The 21089-nt window shown below is 72.9% G+C and carries 15 protein-coding genes; 9 read left to right on the top strand and 6 right to left on the bottom strand.

Annotated features, from left to right (window positions below):
* Positions 1-69: 69 nt before the first annotated feature.
* The 3 genes from AC5L3C_RS12375 to AC5L3C_RS12365 all read right to left on the bottom strand — a co-directional run bounded on the left by AC5L3C_RS12375 (position 70) and on the right by AC5L3C_RS12365 (position 1524).
* On the bottom strand, positions 70-297 hold the full coding sequence (locus AC5L3C_RS12375) for a DUF3107 domain-containing protein (RefSeq protein ID WP_125504355.1): 228 nt from the start codon (positions 295-297) through the stop codon (positions 70-72).
* Between the two features lie 153 nt (positions 298-450).
* Complete coding sequence (locus tag AC5L3C_RS12370) at positions 451-1095, bottom strand: TetR/AcrR family transcriptional regulator (RefSeq protein ID WP_125504354.1); 645 nt, start codon at positions 1093-1095, stop codon at positions 451-453.
* 198 nt (positions 1096-1293) lie between these two features.
* Positions 1294-1524 carry an Rv3202a family protein gene (locus tag AC5L3C_RS12365; protein ID WP_125504353.1) on the bottom strand — a complete coding sequence of 77 codons (231 nt, stop codon included), beginning with the start codon at positions 1522-1524 and terminating at the stop codon, positions 1294-1296.
* Positions 1525-1722: 198 nt separating this feature from the next.
* Between AC5L3C_RS12365 and AC5L3C_RS12360 the strand changes: the two genes are divergently transcribed.
* The 7 genes from AC5L3C_RS12360 (at position 1723) to moeZ (ending at position 10756) form a co-directional block, all read left to right on the top strand.
* The gene (locus tag AC5L3C_RS12360) at positions 1723-2778 is read left to right on the top strand and encodes an alpha/beta fold hydrolase (protein WP_493649043.1); all 1056 of its coding nucleotides are present in this window, start codon (positions 1723-1725) and stop codon (positions 2776-2778) included.
* A gap of 8 nt (positions 2779-2786) precedes the next feature.
* Positions 2787-4208, top strand: a complete 1422-nt coding sequence (locus AC5L3C_RS12355; RefSeq protein WP_493649042.1) for a DUF3152 domain-containing protein — start codon at positions 2787-2789, stop codon at positions 4206-4208.
* Positions 4209-4383: 175 nt separating this feature from the next.
* The gene (locus tag AC5L3C_RS12350; RefSeq protein WP_493649041.1) at positions 4384-6027 is read left to right on the top strand and encodes a DUF3492 domain-containing protein; all 1644 of its coding nucleotides are present in this window, start codon (positions 4384-4386) and stop codon (positions 6025-6027) included.
* Positions 6024-7133: a hypothetical protein gene (locus AC5L3C_RS12345; protein ID WP_493649040.1), complete on the top strand. Its 1110-nt coding sequence runs from the start codon at positions 6024-6026 to the stop codon at positions 7131-7133. The genes AC5L3C_RS12350 and AC5L3C_RS12345 overlap by 4 nt, the downstream gene beginning before the upstream one ends.
* A 489-nt stretch (positions 7134-7622) precedes the next feature.
* Positions 7623-8702: an SDR family oxidoreductase gene (locus AC5L3C_RS12340; protein WP_493653842.1), complete on the top strand. Its 1080-nt coding sequence runs from the start codon at positions 7623-7625 to the stop codon at positions 8700-8702.
* Between the two features lie 11 nt (positions 8703-8713).
* Complete coding sequence (locus AC5L3C_RS12335; RefSeq protein ID WP_493653840.1) at positions 8714-9514, top strand: spherulation-specific family 4 protein; 801 nt, start codon at positions 8714-8716, stop codon at positions 9512-9514.
* 63 nt (positions 9515-9577) lie between these two features.
* The gene (gene moeZ / locus AC5L3C_RS12330; RefSeq protein ID WP_493649039.1) at positions 9578-10756 is read left to right on the top strand and encodes an adenylyltransferase/sulfurtransferase MoeZ; all 1179 of its coding nucleotides are present in this window, start codon (positions 9578-9580) and stop codon (positions 10754-10756) included.
* Between the two features lie 105 nt (positions 10757-10861).
* On the opposite strand, the gene AC5L3C_RS12325 is transcribed toward moeZ, so the two are convergent.
* From AC5L3C_RS12325 to AC5L3C_RS12315, 3 genes are all read right to left on the bottom strand, one after another.
* Positions 10862-12388 (bottom strand): alpha/beta hydrolase, encoded by a 1527-nt coding sequence (locus AC5L3C_RS12325; protein WP_493649038.1) that lies wholly within the window; start codon positions 12386-12388, stop codon positions 10862-10864.
* Positions 12389-12549: 161 nt separating this feature from the next.
* Positions 12550-14109 carry an alpha/beta hydrolase gene (locus AC5L3C_RS12320; RefSeq protein WP_493649037.1) on the bottom strand — a complete coding sequence of 520 codons (1560 nt, stop codon included), beginning with the start codon at positions 14107-14109 and terminating at the stop codon, positions 12550-12552.
* 121 nt (positions 14110-14230) lie between these two features.
* The gene (locus AC5L3C_RS12315) at positions 14231-16930 is read right to left on the bottom strand and encodes a lysylphosphatidylglycerol synthase domain-containing protein (RefSeq protein ID WP_493653838.1); all 2700 of its coding nucleotides are present in this window, start codon (positions 16928-16930) and stop codon (positions 14231-14233) included.
* A gap of 186 nt (positions 16931-17116) precedes the next feature.
* On the opposite strand from AC5L3C_RS12315, the gene AC5L3C_RS12310 reads away from it, so the two are divergent.
* Together AC5L3C_RS12310 and AC5L3C_RS12305 are read left to right on the top strand one after the other, a co-directional pair.
* The gene (locus tag AC5L3C_RS12310) at positions 17117-17503 is read left to right on the top strand and encodes an MGMT family protein (RefSeq protein WP_125504345.1); all 387 of its coding nucleotides are present in this window, start codon (positions 17117-17119) and stop codon (positions 17501-17503) included.
* A 257-nt stretch (positions 17504-17760) separates the two neighbouring features.
* The gene (locus AC5L3C_RS12305; RefSeq protein ID WP_493649036.1) at positions 17761-21084 is read left to right on the top strand and encodes an ATP-dependent helicase; all 3324 of its coding nucleotides are present in this window, start codon (positions 17761-17763) and stop codon (positions 21082-21084) included.
* Positions 21085-21089: the final 5 nt, after the last annotated feature.

The following is a 21089-nucleotide window of genomic DNA, read 5'->3' as shown; positions in this document are numbered from 1 at the left end:
AACGGACACAGAGGAAGGGCCCGGCGGATTCGCACCGCCGGGCCCTTCCCCGATGTCCGGTCGTCGCGCCTACAGCGCGCCGAAGCCCACCTTGCGCGGGGCCGGCTCGCCGATCTCGACGTAGGCGAGACGGTCGGCCGGGACCAGGACCTTGCGGCCGTGCTCGTCCACCAGGCTGAGCAGCTGCGCCTTCCCGGCCAGCGCCTCGGCCACCACGCGCTCGACCTCCTCGGCGCTCTGACCGCTCTCCAGAACGATCTCGCGGGGCGCGTGCTGCACGCCGATCTTGACCTCCACGGCTATGTCCCTCCGACGGTCAGTGAAGTGCGCGACCTTCCGCGCCGTACCCAGCACACATTAGCCCGGTGAGGGGACCCGCACGCCGCGCCCGGCCACGCCAGGAGCGAACAGCCGACGGGAAACAAACGACCGCCGGTGCCGGGCCGCGGCTCAGTGATGCTGCTCGTTGCCGTGCAGCGGGAATCCCGCGATGCCCCGCCAGGCCAGCGAGGTCAGCAACTGCACCGCCTGGTCGCGCGGCACACTGCGGTCGCTGTGCAGCCAGGACCGCGCCACCACCTGCGCGAGGCCGCCGAGCCCCGAGGCGAGCAGCATCGACTCCGCCCGCGACAGACCGGTGTCCTCGGCGATGACGTCGCAGATCGCCTCCGCGCAGTCGTTGGTCACCTTGTCGACGCGCTCGCGCACGGCGGGCTCGTTCGTCAGGTCCGACTCGAAGACCAGGCGGAACGCGCCGCCGTCGTCCTCGACATAGGCGAAATAGGCGTCCATGGTCGCCCGGACGCGCTGCTTGTTGTCCGTCGTCGACGCCAGTGCCTGGCGCACCGACTGGATCAGGGCCTCGCAGTGCTGGTCCAGCAGTGCCAGGTACAGATCGAGCTTGCCCGGGAAGTGCTGGTACAGCACCGGCTTGCTGACGCCGGCGCGCTCGGCGATGTCGTCCATCGCGGCCGCGTGGTAACCCTGCGCGACGAAAACCTCCTGGGCGGCGCCCAGCAACTGGTTCCGCCGGGCACGGCGCGGCAGGCGTGTACCCCTCGGGCGTACCGCGTCCGTCTGCTCGATGGCTGTCACGCCGCCTCCCATTGTCGTCCACATGCGGTGTGAGCCGCGCCGCCATCGTACTTTTCGGTAATCGTGGTGTGCGCGGTGAGAGCGCAGAATTTCACGGACCGGACGGAGGCGAAAGCCGTACGGACAGTTTCAAAAGCTGTCAGAGCGGGCAAGATCAGCCCCTTTGTGCAGGCAACGGTGCCCTTGCGGACACACTCCTCACCGGTAGTCGTCCTCGTCGAGGGCGACGACCCGGGCCTGCTCCAGCAGGTCGGCCTCGTTGGCGCGGGCGGGGTCGAGGTCGGTCACCGGATCGTCGCTCTCCGGTGCGACCTCCGTCTGCTGCTCGGCCGCGTCGACCCTGGGTGCCTCGACGTCGAACTCCTCCTCGCCCTCGTGCACGTCCTCGTCCTTCTCGAACGTCTGCGGGTCGGTCGGGTCTGCGGTCATGCCGGGCTCCCTTCCTACGAACGTCCCTGATGAGTACAGGTGCCACATGCGGGTGCCCTCCGTACGAGAGTAGGAGACACTCGATCCGGACGCTATGCGATGCGCGACGGCGACGTGACGGACCGCGCACCCTCCATGGAGCAACCTTGTGATGCCGAACACGTGAGCTGCCGCGTGATCGTCTCGTAACATTGCCGCATGTCTTCGACCGAGCTGCCGTCCGTGCCGCCCGCCAACGTGCTTCCCCAGGTGGCGGCCGTCAGGGTCGCCGAGGGCGAGCGGCTCAGGTCGGTACGGCTGCCCGGCGTCACGCTCTCCGTACGGTCGAGACCCCCCGCGCGCAAGGGCCTGCCGCCCGCTCTGTACGTCCACGGACTCGGCGGCTCCTCGCTGAACTGGTCGGCCCTCATGCCGCGGCTGCACGACGTGGTCGACAGCGAAGCGGTCGACCTGCCGGGCTTCGGCGACTCCCCGCCGCCGGACGACGGCGACTACTCGATCACCGCGCACGCACGCGCGGTGATCCGCTATCTCGACGCCTCCGGCCGCGGCCCGGTCCACCTCCTCGGCAACTCCCTCGGCGGCGCGGTCACGACCCGCGTCGCCGCCGTACGCCCCGACCTCGTGCGCACCCTCACCCTCGTGTCGCCGGCCCTGCCCGAGCTGCGGGTGCAGCGCACCGCCGTCCCCACGGCGCTGCTGGCGGTGCCCGGGGTCGCACCCCTGTTCACCCGCATCACCCGCGAGTGGACGGCGGAGCAGCGGGTCCGCGGCGTGCTGCGGCTCTGCTACGGCGACCCCGCGCGGGTGTCGCCCGAGGGGTTCCGCAACGCGGTGCAGGAGATGGAGCGCCGGCTGCGGCTGCCGTACTTCTGGGACGCCATGGCGCGCTCCGCGCGGGGGATCGTCGACGCCTACACCCTGGGTGGCCAGCACGGACTGTGGCGCCAGGCCGAGCGGGTGCTCGCACCGACGCTGCTCGTCTACGGCGGCCGGGACCAGCTCGTCGGCTTCCGCATGGCGCAGCGTGCGGCGCGCGCGTTCCGGCACTCCCGGCTGGTGGCCATCCCCGAGGCGGGGCACGTGGCGATGATGGAATATCCCGGGACCGTGGCACTCGCCTTCCGCGAACTCCTCAGGGATACAACGGATTCGGCCGATGAAGGGGATACTGGGGAGCCGGGCGCGCAGGGCGCTCAGGGTTCCGCCGCGGCAACCGGTGGCGGTGCCACCGCCGACGACAAGAGGGGCTGAGGCGCGACGTGGGACGCCACAGCCGCCGTGGACCCGCCCCCAAGGGCGGCAGCGCGGAGACGACCGCACGCAACGCCCGGGAGGTCCGCCCGGGTCCCCGCACGTCCGCCGCACCACCGGCCCGGCAGCAGTCCGGGTACGGGGAGCCGTACCCGTATCCCCAGCCCCACCCGTCCGCCACGCCCGCGCACGGTGTGCCGCGCCTCCCGGACGGATGGCAGCCGGACGGCACACCGCCGCGCGGTGTGCCGCAGGCGCGCGGAGGCCACCCCGAGCAGCGCGAACCCGGCGGCGGCTGGGGGACGGTGTACGACCGGACGACAACCGGGACCGGTTACGCCGGCATGCCCCCCACCGGCCCGGGCCCCTACGGACAGCCGCCGGCGCCCGGCACCCGGGGCGCGCCCTTCCCGCGCCAGCGCCGGGCGCCCGGGGGAGGACCGCGCAAGGAGTACCTCGACGCCTTCGCCGAGGACGCCGACGTCTTCACCTCGCGCCCGCCGGCCTCCGCGCACCGCGCCGACCCGTACGACTTCGTCACCGACTGGAGCAGCGAACCGGCCGTCGGCATCCCGTCCGACCGCGACGACGACAACGACCCGCCGGGCGGAGGGCCCGCGGCCAAGGGCGGCAAGGGCAGGGCCTTCACCGGTATCGCGGCCGCCGCCGTCACCACGGTCCTGGCCGTCGTCGTGGCCGGCCAGGTCACCGAGGAACGCGCCGACCCCGGCGCACAGGCACAGTCCGCCGGTGAGCAGGCGCGTGACGTACGGGACTCCGCCTCGCGCGGTGACGACCGGGAGACGCCCGCCGCACCCTCCACCGAGCCGCTGACGTACCAGCAGAAGATGGACAGGAAGTACCCGCTCACCCAGACCCGCGCGGGCACCGGGAAGTTCGACGCGATCAACGGCATCGACAAGGCGCCCGGCAAGGGCCGGAAGATCACCTACCGCGTGGACGTCGAGCAGGGGCTCGGCCTCGACGGCGAACTCTTCGCCCAGGCCGTGCACCGGACGCTCAACGACAACCGGAGCTGGGCGCACAACGGCGCCCTCGCCTTCGAACGCGTCCAGTCCGGCCGGGTCGACTGGGTGATCACCCTCGCCAGCCCCAAGACGACCGCCGACTGGTGCGCCAAGTCGGGCCTGGACACCACCGAGGACAACGTCTCCTGCGACTCCGCGGCCACCGAACGCGTGATGATCAACGCCTACCGGTGGGCGCAGGGCTCCGAGACCTACGGCGACAAGATCCACGCCTACCGCCAGATGCTGATCAACCACGAGATCGGCCACCGCCTCGGCCACAACCACCTCACCTGCGACAAGGACGGCGACCTGGCGCCGGTGATGCAGCAGCAGACCAAGTTCCTCGAGCACGACGGGATCCGCTGCCGCCCGAACCCCTGGGCCTACCCGAACGGCTGACCGCCGGTCAGCAGACCTGAACGCGTCCCGCACGGGAAAGTTACGCCCGTTCACCCCTTTTGGTGGCGTGATGGACAACCGTCCATCACGCCGCCTTCTGTTCCGCATACCTTCGTCCCGCTGCGAGCCGCCGGGCCAACGGCGGCTCCCCACACGGGAGATCGGGGGTGCACACGTGCGCATCGGACTGCTTACGGAGGGTGGTTATCCGTATGTGGGCGGTGAGGGCAGGCTCTGGTGCGACCGCCTGGTGCGCGGACTCGGCCGGCACGAGTTCGACGTCTACGCGTTCAGCAGTGGCCAGGCCCAGGAGGACGCGGGCTGGGTCCCGCTGCCCCCGCAGGTCCGCAGGGTGCGCACCGCGCCGCTGTGGGCGGCCGAGGACGACGGGGTGGTGTACGGCCGTCGCGCACGCCGGCTCTTCTCGGAGCACTACGGACAACTGGCCGCGACCCTCTGCGCCCCCACGGACGCCTCCACCCCCGAGGCGGACCGTTTCGCCACCGCGCTGCACGGCCTCGCCGAACTCGCCCGCGACCAGGGCGGCCTGGTGGCCGCACTCCGCTCCGAGACGGCCGTCCGCGCCCTGGAGCGCGCCTGTCGTGCGCCCGGCGCCCGGCGCACCGCGCGCGAGGCCCGCGTCCCGGATCTCCTGGCCGTCGCCGCGCATCTGGAACGCGCCCTGCGCCCCCTCTCGCTCGACTGGTACGACGAGGACGGACTGGGCGCGGTCGACCTGTGCCACGCCACCGCGGGCGGTGTGACGGCCCTGCCCGGCCTGCTCGCCCACCACTTCTTCGGCGTCCCGCTCCTCGTCACCGAGTACGGCGTACGCCTGCGGACGCACTACCTCACCCGCCCCGACTCCCCGGCCGCGGTCCGCTCCCTGCTCGCCGCCTTCCACGGCAGGCTCGCCGCCGAGACCTACCGCCGCGCCGCGTTCATCACGCCGGGCAACGCCCACGCCCGCCGCTGGCAGGAACGGTGCGGCGCCGACCGGACCAAGCTGCGCACCGTGTACCCGGGCATGGACCCCGCGCCCTTCGTCGAGGTGGGGGAGTCGCAGAGCGCGGACCCGCACACGCTCCTGTGGTCGGGCCGGGTGGAGCCCGCCAAGGACTTGGTCTCGCTGCTGCACGCCTTCGCGGAGATCCGCAGACAGGAGCCGAAGACCCGCCTGCGCGTCATCGGCGGCCCGACCGGCCCGGAGGGCGCCGCCTACCTCGGCCACTGCAAGGCCCTGGCCGCCCACCTCTTCCCGGACGAGGCCGACGGCCCGCATGCCGTGGGCGACAACCCGGTCTCCTTCGAGGAGCTCGGCGGCCCCGGCCTGCGCACCTGTGCCGACGCCTACGCCGGTGCGGCGGTGACGGTCCTGTCCAGCGTCGTCGAGGGGTTCCCCGTCGGGCTGGTCGAGGCGATGCTCTGCGGGCGCGCGACCGTCTCGACGGACGTCGGCGCGGTCGTGGAGGCCGTCGGGGGCACCGGTCTCGTCGTACCACCCCGCAACCCGCGGGCGCTCGCCGAGGCCTGCGTCTCCCTGCTGCGCGACCCCGAGCGCCGCACCCGCCTCGGCGCAGCCGCACGCGCCCGCGCACTCGAGCTGTTCACCGTCGACCAGAACATCTCGGCGTTCCACGGCCTCTACCTGGAGACCGTCGCGCGCACCCCGGCCCGCCGCGCCCTCCTCGACGGCGTCCAGCCCTTCGCCGCCCCCGCCGAGGCCCGCCTCCCCGGCCACTGGACCGAGCCGGCCTCCCGCCCCGTGCCCACATGGGCCCTGCACACCCCGGTACCCGCAACGGAGACGACCCGATGACCGACCTCAGCGAACGGACTCCGTCGGGTGCGGCCGACCCCGTCAAGGCACTCCTGCACCGCCACAACGACCTGTGCGTCCGGGCGGTGGACCCCCTGGAGATCGCGGCGGGCCTGGAGGCGCACGGCATCACCGACCGCACCGCCGCGCGCTTCCGCCACCGCGACGTCTTCTCCCTGGCCGAGGAGCTCTACGCCCGCACCCCCCGCGACGACGCCGAAACCCGCCCCACGCCACCCACCACCAGCCCCCGAAGCACCACGACACTCCTCCTCCCCTTCCTCCCCGGCGCGCTGTGCGCGGCCACGGTCCTCGCGCTCCACCACACCCACGGCGAAACCCGTCTCTACGCGACGGCCGCCGGCATCCTCGCCGTCGCCCTCGCCCTTCGCGCGGTACTGCGCCGGGGCCCGCTGAGCGCCCCGCGCCGCGCGCACCGCCCCACCACGACGACCTCGACCTGCTGGCTCATCGGCTACGCCCTCCTGGGCGACGGCCTGCTGCGGGTGGCGATCACCGGCGGCCCCGACGGCCTGCCCGACGGCACGGGCCACGGACACTGGCCGCTCGCCGCCGCCCCGGCCGTGGCCCTCGCCTTCGCCTGCGCCCCCGCCGCGTGGACCGCCCGCCTCTTCGCCACGCACGCCCGTCGCAGGCTGGCCTCCAGCCGTGGCCTGGAGGACTTCTCCGCGTCGGCGCGGCCCGCACTCCTGGGCGCGTTCACCGTGTTCCTGGGCGCGGTGGCGGCGCTGCTGGTGATCGTGTCCGTCGCCCTCGACGAGCCCTTGGCGCTCCCCGGGACGCTCGCGCTGGGTGCCCTGCTGTTCCTGGCCCGCCTGCTCACGGTGCACAACTTCACGCACGCGCCGAAGGTGATGCTGGCGGTGACGTCGGTCGCGCAGGCGACGGCGCTGGCGTCGGTCTTCGCGGCGCGGCTGCCGGGGCTCGGTGTGCTGTCCACACCGGTGGAGAGTGTCACCGCGGTGTGGGGCCCGGCGGCCGTCCCTGTCCTCACCTGCGGTGCGGCGGCGCTGATCCTCCTGATCCACGCGGCCCGCACGCTCACCCGGGCCGCGGCGCACCTGACCCCGGAGCAGCTGCCGTGACGCTCCCCGGGGGTGCGTTGCCCAGCCGGCGCTTCTGCAAGGTGCCCTGCGTCGGTGCGGGCCGGGGGGTGTCTGCGCAGCCCGGCGCCGGCGGGGTGCCGCCCGCGCCCACCCGTGCCGCCCCAGCGGCACGACTGCCCGCGGGTGGCGCGGATCGCGGGGATCGTGCGGATGGCGCGGGTCGCGGGGAGCGGCGGCGCGCAGCCCGCGGCGCGCGGCAGGCGCCGACGGCGGGGAGGGGACGGGACGGGGGTGTGCGCCCGCAGCGACTGGCGCGTCCGCGCCCCGCACCTCCACCGACAAGCCCCATCGCGCCAGTCCGAGGACGTACACCCCCGGCCCGGCCCCGCACCACCCACCCCCCCGTAGGCGCTACGCGCACCCCACCCCACCCCGCGCTGCGCCGCAGGCGTACGACCCCCACCCGCACGAAGGAGAACCCCGCATGACCCCCCGCCCACCAGCTCCGCACAGCGAAGGAGCCGCATGATGAGAGTCCTGCTGATCGGAGCCAACGGCTACATCGGCCGCTTCGTCGCCGACCGCCTCCTCGCCGACCCCGCCGTCCAGCTCACCGCCCTCGGCCGCGGCGACGACGCCGATGTCCGCTTCGACCTCGCCACCGGCAGCCCCGGCGCCCTCACCCGCTTCCTCGACGCCGTCCACCCCGGCGTGGTCATCAACTGCGCCGGCGCCACCAGAGGCGGCGCGCGCGAACTGACCCGCCACAACACCGTCGCCGTGGCAACCGTCTGCGAGGCCCTCCGCCGCAGCGGCTGCGGCGCACGGCTCGTACAGATCGGCTGCGGCTCGGAGTACGGCCCCAGCCAGCCCGGCTCCTCCACCGCGGAGGACGCCGTCCCCCGCCCCGGCGGCCCCTACGGCGTCAGCAAGCTCGCCGCCACCGAACTGGTCCTCGGCTCAGGACTGGACGCCGTGGTCCTCCGCGTCTTCTCACCCGTCGGCCCCGGCACCCCCGCCGGCTCCCCCCTCGGCCGCCTCGCCGAGGCGATGCGCCGCGCCATGCAGTCCGGAGACGGCGAGATCAAACTCGGCGGCCTCGGCGCACAACGGGACTTCGTCGACGTCCGCGACGTCGCCCGGGCCGTCCACGCCGCGTCGCTCTCCGCCGCGCAGGGCGTCATCAACATCGGCTCGGGCCGCGCCGTCCGCTTGCGCGACGCCGCGGGAATCCTCGCCCGGGTGGCCGGCTACACCGGTGCCCTCAACGAACTCGACACCCTCCCCGCGATGCACCACGCCACCCACCTGACCCACAGCCACGGCACTCATGTCACCCACACCCCGCACCTCAGATCCTCCATCGGCCACCCCCGCCCGGACTCCGACCACCACCACCCCACCTCGACCTCAACCCCGACTCCCACCTCCGCCACCGCCGGCGCGACCTCGGGCACGGGCCCCACCGCCTTCCCGTACCCCGACGGCTGCGGCACCTGGCAACAGGCAGACGTCCGCACCGCCCGGGACCGCCTCGGCTGGCGCCCCCGCATCAACCTCGAGGAGTCCCTGGCCGACATCTGGATGGAGGCGGCATGCCGCATCTGAACCTGATGAATCTGATGAACCTGACCAGCACGAACCCAGGCACCGCGGGCACGGACGTCCGCACCGGCCTCGGCATCCCCGGCTTCGCGCACCCCCTCCTCGCCCCCACCGAGTGGAGCAGACTCGCCTGCCCCGGCACCCCCCTGCACTGGGTGGTGCTCAACGTGGCCGACGGCCCCGGTGCGCAGCCCGACCCGGACTGCCTGGCGGCGGCCGGCCGCCTGCGCAACGCCGGCGTCCGCGTCCTCGGACACCTCGACACCGCCTACGGCCTCCGCGGCTTCGGCGAGGTGATCTCGGACGCGCACCGCTTCCTCGACTGGTACCAGGTGGACGGCTTCCTGCTGAACCGCTGCCCCGCCGACCTCCCCGCGCTCCCCGGGGTGCGGCGCACCGCGGCCACGCTCCGGGTGCTCCATGAGACCGCGCACATCGTCCTGGGCCACGGCACCCATCCCCACCCCGCCTTCGCCGAGCACGGCGACCAGCTCGTCACCTTCTCCGGTGCGTGGAGCGACTACCGCTGGTCGCAGGTGGCGGAGTGGACCGCCGACCACCCGCCCGAACGCTTCTGCCACTTCGTGCACGGAGTGCCCCGTCCCCACCTGGACGAGGCGCTGCGCATCGCCCGCTGGCAAGGAGCAGCCACGGTCTACTTCACAGACCAGACAACCCCGACCACCCCCACCACGACCCACCGCACCCCCACCACCCACCCCACCCACCCCACCCACCCCACCGACCCTTGGGAATCCATGCCCGGCTACTGGGACGACATCGTCTCGCAGATCGGGACGGGTGTCTCGGAATGAAAAAGGCCATGGCAGTGTTAAGCGAAGAACAACCGTAGTGATTGACCGACCAACGGAGTCCCCGTGTCGCTGCCACCCCTGGTCGAGCCGGCCCCCGAGCTGACCGTAGACGAGGTCCGCAGGTACTCCCGCCACCTGATCATCCCCGATGTGGGGATGGACGGGCAGAAGCGGCTGAAGAACAGCAAGGTGCTCTTCGTGGGCGCCGGCGGTCTGGGTTCGCCAGGGCTGATGTACATGGCCGCCGCGGGCGTGGGCACGCTCGGCATCGTGGAGTTCGACGAGGTCGACGAATCGAACCTGCAGCGCCAGGTCATCCACAGCCAGTCCGACATCGGCCGCCCCAAGGCGGAGTCCGCGCGGGACACGATCAAGGGCATCAACCCTTACGTGAACGTGGTGCTCCACGAGGAGCGGCTCGAGTCCGACAACGTGAAGGACATCTTCAGCCAGTACGACCTGATCGTCGACGGCACGGACAACTTCGCGACCCGCTACCTGGTCAACGACGCCTGCGTCCTGCTGAACAAGCCCTATGTCTGGGGCTCGATCTACCGCTTCGACGGCCAGGCCTCCGTCTTCTGGTCCGAGCACGGCCCCTGCTACCGCTGCCTCTACCCGGAGCCCCCGCCCCCGGGCATGGTCCCCTCCTGCGCCGAGGGCGGCGTCCTCGGCGTGCTGTGCGCGTCCATCGGCTCCATCCAGGCGAACGAGGCCATCAAGCTGCTGGCCGGCATCGGTGAGCCGCTCGTCGGCCGGCTGATGATCTACGACGCCCTGGAGATGCAGTACCGCCAGGTCAAGGTCCGCAAGGACCCCGACTGCGCGATCTGCGGCGACAACCCGACCGTCACGGAGCTCATCGACTACGAGGCCTTCTGCGGCGTCGTGTCCGAGGAGGCCCAGGCGGCGGCGGCCGACTCCACGATCACCCCCAAGCAGCTCAAGGAGTGGATCGACGACGGCGAGAGCCTCGAGCTCATCGACGTCCGGGAGCCGAACGAGTTCGAGATCGTCTCCATCCCGGGCGCCCGCCTGATCCCCAAGAACGAGTTCCTGATGGGCAACGCCCTGGAGAGCCTGCCGCAGGACAAGAAGATTGTCTTGAACTGCAAGACGGGTGTCCGCAGTGCGGAAGTCCTCGCGGTCCTGAAGTCTGCCGGCTTCTCCGACGCGGTCCACGTCGGCGGCGGCGTGATCGGCTGGGTCAACCAGATCGAGCCGGAAAAGCCGGTGTACTGAACCCCTGCACCGAACCCCTGTACTGAACCCCGGCACACAGGGCGGCTCAGCCAGGACACGGCGGGGGCTCCGACGACACCACGGTGCGCGGAGCCCCCGCCGTCGTCATGAGCAGACCTTGCCGTCCTCCGGCACCGTGCCGTCCAGCAGATACGCGTTCACCGCCGAGTCGACGCAGTCGCTGCCGCTGCCGTACGCGCCATGGCCCTCGCCCTTCCAGGTGAGCACGACGCCGACGTCCTCGCCCAGTTCGTCCGCCATCTTCCGTGCGCCCTCGTACGGCGTGGCCGGGTCGCCCGTGTTGCCCACGACCAGCACCGGCGGCGCGCCGGGGGCGCTCACCTCAGGGGTGTCGAACTGGCCGGGCACCGGCCAGTCGTGGCACCAGCCGGCGGTGTCCCAGCCGAGGAAGGAGCCGAACACCGGCGATATCTCCTCGAACTCCGGCAGCAGCTTCTTCGTCTCCTCGATCGTCGGCCGCTGCTTGGCGTCCAGGCACGAGATGACCCGCTGGGAGTGGGTCGTGGTGCCGTAGCGGCCCGAGGCGTCGCGCTCGTTGTACCCGTCGGCCAGGGCCAGCAGCTCCGAGCCGTCCCCGTCCTCGGCGGCCTCCAGCGCGCTGGTCAGCACCGGCCAGCTGGTCTTGCTGTACAGCGGCAGGACGATGCCGGTCAGCGCCAGCGTCTGCGTCAGCTCACGCCCGGAGGAGGACGTCGGCAGCGGCTCGGCGTCGATCCGCTCCAGGAGCCGCGCTATGTCCCGCGATCCCTGCTCGGGGTCCTGCCCGGTGGACTTCAGATAGTTGTTGAGGGCCGTCTGGAAGCCGCGCGCCTGGTTCTTCGCGTGCCCGATGGTGTCGGCGGTCGGATCGACCACCGCGTCGAGGGTCATCCGGCCCACCTTCTTGGGGAACAGGTGCGCGTAGACGCCGCCGAGCTCGGTGCCGTAGGAGATGCCGAAGTAGTTCAGCTTCTCGTCGCCGAGGGCCTGCCGGATGCGGTCCATGTCACGAGCGGTGTCGGTGGTCGAGACATGGGCGATCAGCTCCCCCGCGTCCTCCTTGCAGCCCTTGCCGAAGTCGGCCGCGTCCCGCAGGTACGCCTGCTCCTCGGCCGGTGTGTCCGGGGTGCCGTCCACCGACGCCTCGGCGGCCTGGATGCTCTTGTCGTCACGGCAGCGGACGCCCTCGCTGGCGGCCACCCCGCGCGGATCCCAGCTGACCAGGTCGTACCGCTCGCGCAGCTTGGAGACCGTGGAGGCGTAGGACGGCATCATGGAGACGCCCGAGCCGCCGGGCCCGCCGAAGTTGAACAGCAGGGAGCCGGCGCGGTCGCCCCCGGTGGCCTTGGCCCGGATGAGGGCCAGCCCGATCGTCGAGCCCTCCGGTTTCGACCAGTCCAGCGGCACCTGGAGTGTGGCGCACTGCCAGTCGTCGCCCGGTGCGGGCGCGTCGCCGGACGCCTCGCACTCTCCCCAGTCGAGCGCGGCCACGTTGCCCTTGCCGCCCTTGCCGTCGTCGCCGTTCCCGCCCTTCTCGCGGGAGTCGTCGTCCGACGAGCCGGATCCGCTGCAGCCCGCCGTCAGGAGCGCGGCGGCGACCGCCAGGGCCGTCCACCGTGTGAAACGGGTCATGTACCAATTCCCCCCTCGCTGGCCTTCCGCGCTCTGCCACGGATGGCGGTCAGGCCATGGTAGGCAGTTTTCACCGCCCGCCGGACCAGCCTGTGGATAACGCTCTGACCTGTGCATATGTAGCCATGCGAGCGCGGTGCACGCCGTCACGCAGGCGCGCCTCACGCACAGACGGCTCCATCCTCAGGCACCGTGCCCTCCAGCAGATAGCCGTGCACCGCCCGCTGCACGCACCGGTTCCCGCTGCTGTACGCGCCGTGCCCCTGCCCCCGGTACGTCAGTTCCACCCCGACACCTTCACCGAGGGCCTGCGCCATCCTGCGCGCCCCCTCGTACGGGGTGGCCGGGTCGCCGGTGTTGCCGATCACCAGGATCGGGGCCGCGCCGGGGGCGCTCACCTCGGGGTGGTCCGCGGCCCCCGGCACCGCCCAGTCCGTGCAGCTGATCATCCCCCACGCCAGATACTCGCCGAAGAGCGCGGACGCGGCCCGGAACGCGGGCAGTTCGCGTTCGACGTCCTCGGGGCCGTAGCGCGGTTTGTCGTCGGCGCAGTTGATGGCGGTGTTGGCCGCGACGAGGTTGCTGTACTCGCCGTTCTCGCTGCGCCCGTTCAGCGAGTCGGACAGCAGCATCAGGATCGTTCCGTCACCGTCGTACGCCTGCTCGAGGCCGTCGGTGAGGAACTCCCAGAACTCCTGTGAGTACAGGGCCTGTGCGATGCCGCCGGTCGCCGCGGTCTGGGTCAGCTGCCGGGGAAAGATCCCGGGGATGGGCCTGCGGTCGAGGTCCCTCAGCAGCGCGGCGATGCGGTTCTTCACGTCCTGCGCGCTGTCGCCGATGGGACACTCCTCGGTCCGTGCGACGCAGTCCTCGGCGTAGTTGTCGAGCGCGAGCTGGAAACCGCGAGCCTGCCCGAGGGAGCCGGCTTCCGCGTTCTGGGTGGGATCGACGACCGCGTCGAACACGGCGCGTCCCACGTTCCGGGGGAACAGGTGGGCGTAGACACCGCCGAGTTCCGTGCCGTAGGAGATGCCGAAGTAGTGCAGCTTGTCGTCGCCGAGGACCCGACGCATCAGGTCCAGGTCACGGGCGGCGTCCGTGGTGCGCACATGCGGCAGGATCCGCTCGGAGTTCTCCTCGCAGTCCGCGTTGAACTCCTTGGTGCCGTTGAGGAGTTCCGCGCGCTCGGCGTCGTCGTCGGGGGTGGCGTCCTGCTGGAAGTGCGCGTCCAGCTGCCGGTCGTCCTGGCACTCCACGGGTGCGCTGCGGCCGACCCCGCGGGGATCGAAGCTCACCAGGTCGTAGCGGGTGCGCAGGGTCGCGTACTCCTCGCCGAAGGCCGGCAGCGTGGTGACGCCGGAGCCGCCCGGGCCGCCGAAGTTGAAGATCAGGGAGCCGATGCGCTCGCTCGACGGGCCGCTCGACCTGACCCGGATCAGTGCGAGGTCGATGGTGTCGCCCTCGGGGTCGTCCCAGTCCAGCGGCGCCTTCATGGTGGCGCAGCTCCACTCGCCCCTGCCGCCGGGCAGCGGGGAGGGGGCAGGGCCGCCGCCCTGGGCCTCGGACGGGGCCGGGCAGTCCCTCCAGTCGAGCTCCTGCCGCGTGAGGTCCTGGTCCTGACCCTCGTCGTCCCCGCCGCAGCCCGCCAGCAGGGCGGGCAGCAGCACGGCGCAGGCGGTCAGGACGGCGGCACGCGGGCGGAGGCCGGAGGGCTGGGGCATGCTCCCATCCTGCGGTCGCCCGGTGCCCCACGCGCGGGACACGTGCCGTACGAGGTAGGCGGGCCGTTGCGAGGCACGGCGCACGAGTGCCGCGGACCGCCGTGCCGTAGGCCGCTGCCCGCTACAGCGCCTCTTTGCGCGTGAGGTGGTTGAAGGCGATCCACCCCGGCAGCACCGGCAGCCACAGCGTCAGCAGCCGGAAGAGCAGCACGGCGGGCGCGGCGACCTCCTTGGGGAGGCCGACGGCGATCAGACCGACCGTCAGGGTCGCCTCGACCGCGCCCACGCCGCCCGGTGTCGGTGCCGCGGACCCCAGTGCGTTGCCGGCGAGGAAGACGACGGCGACGCTGGCGATGCTGACCGAGGCCGTCTCGTCGCCGAAGGCCCGGATCGAGGCGTCCAGGCACATCACGAAGCAGGCCGTCAGCAGCAGCATGCCGCCGATGCCGGTGATCAGTTTCTGCGGACGCTGCAACACGTCGAGCATGCGCGGCACGACACCGGCGAAGAGCGACCGCACGCGGGTGACGACGAACTTCCGCAGGAACGGCACCGAGGTCACCACGAGCACCAGCACCGCCACCGTCAGCAGGCCGCCGATGACCGTACGGGAGGGCGACAGGGAGGGCGTCTTCTCGGTACCGGTCAGATAGCCGAACGCCAGCAGCATGAGGACGTGGCAGCCCAGTCCGAAGAGCTGCGACGCGCCCACGCTCGCCACCGCGAGCCCCGGCCGCACCCCCGCGCGCTGGAGGAAGCGGGTGTTCAGGGCGACACCGCCCACCGCCGCCGGGGCGACGATCTTCACGAACGACCCGGCGACCTGTGCGGCCACGGTCCGCGCGAACGGCACCCGCTCCGGCACGAACCCGAGCAGGGCCATGGCCGCCGCGAAGTAGCTGGCCGCGGAGAACAGCACGGCCGCCGCGACCCAGCCCCACTCGGCGTTCGAGATCAGCGGGCCGACCTCGATGTGGGTGAGCTGGGTGAGCAGGAAGTACGCGCCGATCGCACCGGCGATGAAACTGATGAGCGTGCGCGGACGCACCCGCTCCAGCCGGGCCGGCTCGACCGGGGCCTGCGGCCGGATGCGCAGCACCTCGTGGCGGATCTGGGTGAGCAGGTCCTCCTCGCGCGCCTCCTCCAGCGCCTCGTCGATGGCCCGCTTCTCGGCCCGCTGTTCCGCGCGCACGGCCTTCTTGGCGGCTTTGTCGAGCACCACGTGGCGCTCGCCGTCGGTGCCCTGCTCCGCGCGGGCGGGCTTGGTCTGGCGGGAGGCCTCCAGGACCGCCTCCCGCTCGCGTTCCGCCTGCTCCCGGGCCAGTTTCCGGAGCGTGGCGCGGGTGGAGCGGCTCAGCGCGATGGGCTGGAGCATCGGCAGGCAGTCCGCCACGGTGTCGGGCCCGAGGACGCTCAGCGCGGAGGCCACGGCCCGTTCGGCGCCGACCCTGAGGCCCAGCGTCACCAGCAGCTGGGAGATGTCCATGCGCAGCAGCAGATCGCCGGCCGCGATCTCCCCGCCGCGCAGATCGGTGAGGATCACCGTGCCGGAGGGGTCCACCAGGATGGCGTCGCCCACCAGCCTGCGGTGTGCGATCCGGCGGGACTGCAGGGCCCGTACCTGGTGCCAGGTGTCCCGCAGCAGTTCGTCGGTGATCTCCTCGTCCGGCAGCGAGTCGAGGGTGCGGCCGCCGGTGTGCTCGTAGACGAGCATCACCGCGTCGGGACCGAGCTCGGAGGTCGCGATCAGCTTGGGCGCGTTGGCGCCGGCCGCGATGGCCGCGTAGGCCAGCAGGGCCTCCTGCTCCAGCGCCTGGCGCAGCGACTGCAGGCTGCTGCGGGTCGCGAAGCCGCGCAGGGCCAGATTGCGCCACGCGCGGTAGAAGAACCCCTGCGCCTGCTGTTCGCGGTCGACGACCGTGACGTCCAGCGGCGGACCGTCCTCCAGGGTGACGAAGTAGCGGCGTCCCCGGTCGCCGGTCTCGGCGGCGTCCGGCCCCTCCACGCGGGAGGCGGTCACGGGGCGGAAGCCGACGGTGCGCAGGCCCGCCATCAGGGTGCGACCGGTGGGACGCACATTGGGGGAGCCGACCGCGTAGAGGGTGCCGTAGGCGACGGTCCAGCCGATCAGCACCGTGAGGATGATCGAGAACGGTGTCGTGTACCCGGTGACGAGCATCGAGAAGGCGTCGAGAAGCAGCACGACCCACAGCACCGCGCGCCAGCGCGGCCGACGGGACATGCCGACGGCCGTCATGTACGCGATGACCGGTGCGAGATAGCCGTGCACCGGGTCGGTGAGCGCATGGATGTCCCCGGGGGAGGGCTGGGTGAGCGCTTCCTGGATCGAGTCCGGGGCGGCACGTGCCACCCAGAGGTCGGTGGCGAGCGTCACACCGTGCGCGAGCACGGCCGCGAGCACACCGTCGGCGATCCGCAGCCCGTCCCTTTTGATCAGCCGCTCGATGGCGAAGGCGACCGGCACCAGGAGGATGGCGATGCTGGAGGCCAGGCCGGCGATCTTGATGAGCAGATCGGGTGCCTGCCCGGTGCCCTTGGTGATGTCCTGTTCCAGCCCCGAGGTGGTGCCGTGGGCGAACGCGGCGATCGCCAGCAGCAGCACGATCGCGAGGACGCCGCCCAGCAGCCGCATGAGATCGGACGGGCGGTGCACCCGCGCGGGAAGCAGCGGCTCGTCGCCCTCCACCTCGTCGATGTGGGCGTTGTCCGGGTCCGTGGGGCCGGGTTCCGCGGTGTCCGGGCGCGACGACGCGTCAGGGGTGCCCTCCGTCTCCCCTGGGTGCGCACCCTGCTGCTTCATCATCTCTTCTCGATCTCGTATCACCGGTCACCGCCCGCACGATGGTGGCATGCCGTTCCGGCACAAGGGGGCATCAGGGTCCACAAGCGGGGCGGCACAGTCTGCCCGAAGCACCTCCTCGGAGCGAGCCGTGCGCACACGCGCGAGCGCGTCGCGTTGTCGGTGGGGTGGGGCAGGATGAGCCGGATGAGCCAGCAGAGCCTTCCGTCCGACGGTCCCCCGGACCATCCGGACGCGCTGCCCGAGTACGCCGAGAAGGTCCTCGAGGTGGCCGAGCTGATTCCGCCGGGGCGGGTCATGACGTACGGGGACGTGGCCGAGTGGCTGGGGGAGGGCGGCCCCCGGCAGGTCGGCCGCGTGATGGCCCTGTACGGGGGCGCGGTCCCGTGGTGGCGCGTGGTCCGCGCGGACGGTGTGCTGCTGCCGGGCCACGAGCTGAGAGCGCTCGGTCACTACCGCGAGGAGGGCACGCCCCTGAGGGAGGCGAGCCGGGCCGCGGAGGGCCATGTGCCGCGCCTGGACATGAGACGCGCGCGGTGGGACGGCGGTGGACACACCGGGGGTCACACCTGACAGCTTCCGCCATCGCGCCCGCCGCCGTGTGACCTGTGTTGCCTCATGGGGCGTGCGGGCACAGGCGTGGCATGACGTACGTTCGTGAGGTGAGGGACATGTGCGCCGCAAGCGCCCGGAGGGAGAAAGCGGAAGTCCTGCTTCCGCCGATTTCACCGGCGTAGCGTCGGCTGCGCGTGCCCCCTTCACCCCGTGCCCACCGCCCCCCGCGCGCGGCGAACGGCCCCACAGCACACCCACCAGGACCGGCGAACCACGTGAGCTCCTCTTCCTCCACCAGCGGCCTGTCGCACCCTGCGGTGCGTCGGGGGAACCGTGGCGCTTATCGACTGGTGCGTACCCCGCCGGCTCGCGTGAATCCCCCTGATCTGGACGCCGCACAGCGCTCCGTGGTTGAGCACACCACCGGCCCGCTGCTCGTTCTCGCAGGTCCGGGCACCGGCAAGACCACCACCCTCGTCGAGTCCGTGGCCGCGCGGATCGCCCGTGGCGGGGACCCCGAACGCATCCTGGTGCTGACGTTCAGCCGCAAGGCGGCCGTGGAACTGCGGGACCGGATGGCGCTGCGCATCGGGGCCGCCCGCGCCCCGCAGGCCACCACCTTCCACTCCTTCTGCTACGCCCTGGTCCGCGCCCACCAGGACAGCGGCCTCTTCGTGGAACCGCTGCGACTGCTGTCCGGCCCCGAGCAGGACGTCACCGTCCGCGAGCTGCTCGCCGGCCAGGCGGACCTGGAGCGGCTCGGGCTCGCCCATGTGCGCTGGCCCGACGAACTGCGTGCCTGCCTGACCACGCGCGGCTTCGCCGACGAGGTCCGCGCGGTGCTCGCCCGCAGCCGGGAACTGGGCCTCGGCCCCGGCGCCCTGGACGCCTTCGCCCGCCGCATCGGGCGCCCCGACTGGCGCGCCGCCTCCGCCTTCCTCGCCGAGTACCTCGACGTCCTCGACCTCCAGGGCGTGCTCGACTACGCGGAACTGGTCCACCGCGCGGTGCTCCTCGCCCGCCGCCCCGAGATCGCCGGACCGCTCGCCGCACGGTACGACGCCGTCTACGTCGACGAGTACCAGGACACCGACCCCGCCCAGGTACGGCTGCTGCACGCCCTGGCGGGCGGACGCACCCTCGTCGCCTTCGGCGACCCCGACCAGTCGATCTACGCCTTCCGGGGCGCGGACCTGGGCGGCATCCTCGAGTTCCCCCACGCCTTCCCCCGCGCGGACGGCCGCCCGGCTCCGGTCGCGGTGCTGCGCACCTCCCGGCGCTCCGGAGCCGCACTCCTGGAGGCCACCCGGGGGGTGACCCGGCGCATGCCGCTGCCCCGGCTCCCGGCCGAGCGGGTCCGCGCCCACCGGGACCTCGCACCGGCACGCGACGGCGGCCGGGTCGAGGTGTACACCTACCCGACGGCCGGCACGGAGCTGGACAACGTCGCCGACATCCTGCGCCGGGCGCACCTGGAGGACGGGGTCCCCTGGAGCGAGATGGCCGTCCTGGTGCGCGCCGGCACCCGCACGCTCCCCACCGTCCGCCGCGCGCTCACCTCGGCGGGCGTCCCCGTCGCCGTCGACGGCGACGACCTCCCCCTGCGTCACGAACCCGCCGTGGCCCCCCTGCTGACGGCCCTGCGCGCGGTGGCCGCGGCGGAGGCGCGGGAGCAGGAGGACCCCGGCGAGGACACCGCGTCCGGCGCCGGCACCCAGGCGTGCTGGCTCGACACCGAGACCGCCCTCACCCTGCTCACCTCCCCCCTCGCCGGCATGGACGCCGCCGACCTGCGACGGCTCGGCCGGGCCCTGCGCGAGGAGGAGCGAGCCGCGGGCAACGCCCTGCCACCGCCCTCGGACGAACTGCTCGCGCGGGCGCTCGCCGAACCGGAGCGGCTCGCCGTGCACGACCCCGTCCACGCACGCGGCGCCCAGCGGCTCGGCTCCCTGCTGCGGCGGGCCCGCGCGCGACTGGCGGACGGCGGAACGGCCGAGGAGGCCCTGTGGGAGCTGTGGGACGGCACGCCCTGGCCCCAGCGTCTGGAGCGCGCCGCCCGGCGCGGCGGCGCGGCCGGCCGCAACGCCGACCGGGACCTCGACGCCGTGTGCGCGCTGTTCGCCACCGCCGCCCGCGCGGAGGAACGCACCGGCGGCCGGGGCGCCCTGAACTTCCTGGAGGAGATCGAGGCCGAGGACATCGCCGCCGACACCCTCACACGCGGCGCCGACGCCCGCCCCGGAGCCGTACGGCTGATGACCGCGCACCGCTCCAAGGGCCTGGAGTGGCGGCTGGTCGTCGTGGCCGGGGTCCAGGAGGGCCTCTGGCCGGACCTGCGCCGCCGCGGCTCCCTGCTGGAGGCCGACCGCATCGGCCGTGACGGACTCGCCGAGCCCCTCACACCCGGAGCACTGCTCGCCGAGGAGCGCCGCCTGTTCTACGTCGCCGCCACGCGCGCGCGGGAACGCCTCGTCGTGACGGCCGTGAAGGCGCCCGCCGACGACGGCGACCAGCCCTCCCGCTTCCTGACCGAGCTCGGCGTCGAACCCAAGGACGTCACCGGCCGTCCCCGGCGGCCCCTGTCCGTCGCCGCGCTCGTCGCCGAGCTGCGTGCCACCACGGTCGACCCCCGGGTCTCGGACACCCTGCGCGAGGCCGCCGCCCAGCGGCTGGCCCGGCTCGCCGCGCTCGCCGACGAGGACGGCCGCCCGCTGGTGCCGTCCGCGCACCCCTACCGCTGGTGGGGCATGTTCGAACCGACCGAGAGCAAGGTGCCGCTGCGCAGCCGCGACCAGCCCGTCGTGCTCTCCGGCAGCGCCCTCGACCAGCTCGCCAACACCTGCGCCCTGCAATGGTTCCTCGGCCGCGAGGTGAAGGCCGACGCGCCCGCGACCGCCGCCCAGGGCTTCGGCAACGTGGTGCACGTCCTGGCCGACGAGGTGGCCTCCGGGTACACCCCGGCCGATCTCGCCGTCCTCATGGAGCGCCTGGACTCCGTGTGGAACGCGCTCGCCTTCGACGCGCCGTGGAAGTCGGCGCAGGAGAAGGAGAACGCCCGCGTGGCGCTCGAACGCTTCCTGAAGTGGCACATCATGGACCGCACCGGACGCACCCCGGTGGCCAGCGAGCACGACTTCGACGTCACCCTGAACGCCGGTGACTACCAGGTGCGCATCCGCGGCCAGATGGACCGCGTGGAGACCGACGGCGAGGGACGCGCGTACGTCGTCGACTTCAAGACCGGCAAACAGGCGCCCAGCGCCAAGGAGGTCGAGCGCCACCCGCAGCTCGCCGTCTACCAGCTCGCCGTCCGCGAGGGCGCCGTCGACGAGGCCTTCGACGGCGAGCGCCCCGAACCGGGCGGCGCCGAACTCGTCCAGCTGCGTCAGGGCGCCGCCCGACGGGACGGCGGGGAGACCCTGCCCAAGGTGCAGGCCCAGGAGCCGCTGGAGGGGGAATGGATCGGCGACCTGCTGGCCACGGCCGCCGGCAAGGTCCTCGACGAACGGTTCACGCCCACGGCGGGCCAGCACTGCGCCCACTGCGCCTTCCGCTCCTCGTGCAGCGCCCGGCCCGAGGGCGGACACGTCGTCGAGTGACCGGC

The organism is Streptomyces speibonae, from assembly GCF_984686075.1.
The sequence above is the reverse complement of the archived record's forward strand: the minus strand, read 5'-3'. Positions and strand labels throughout refer to the sequence as shown.

Bases quoted from the DNA above. Each gene is read 5' to 3' on its own strand.
- AC5L3C_RS12325 (WP_493649038.1), bottom strand. From the start codon at position 12,388: ATGACCCGTTTCACACGGTGGACGGCCCTGGCGGTCGCCGCCGCGCTC.
- AC5L3C_RS12320 (WP_493649037.1), bottom strand. From the start codon at position 14,109: ATGCCCCAGCCCTCCGGCCTCCGCCCGCGTGCCGCCGTCCTGACCGCC.
- AC5L3C_RS12345 (WP_493649040.1), top strand. From the start codon at position 6,024: ATGACCGACCTCAGCGAACGGACTCCGTCGGGTGCGGCCGACCCCGTC.
- AC5L3C_RS12365 (WP_125504353.1), bottom strand. From the start codon at position 1,524: ATGACCGCAGACCCGACCGACCCGCAGACGTTCGAGAAGGACGAGGAC.
- AC5L3C_RS12340 (WP_493653842.1), top strand. From the start codon at position 7,623: ATGAGAGTCCTGCTGATCGGAGCCAACGGCTACATCGGCCGCTTCGTC.
- AC5L3C_RS12360 (WP_493649043.1), top strand. From the start codon at position 1,723: ATGTCTTCGACCGAGCTGCCGTCCGTGCCGCCCGCCAACGTGCTTCCC.
- AC5L3C_RS12310 (WP_125504345.1), top strand. From the start codon at position 17,117: ATGAGCCAGCAGAGCCTTCCGTCCGACGGTCCCCCGGACCATCCGGAC.
- AC5L3C_RS12315 (WP_493653838.1), bottom strand. From the start codon at position 16,930: ATGAAGCAGCAGGGTGCGCACCCAGGGGAGACGGAGGGCACCCCTGAC.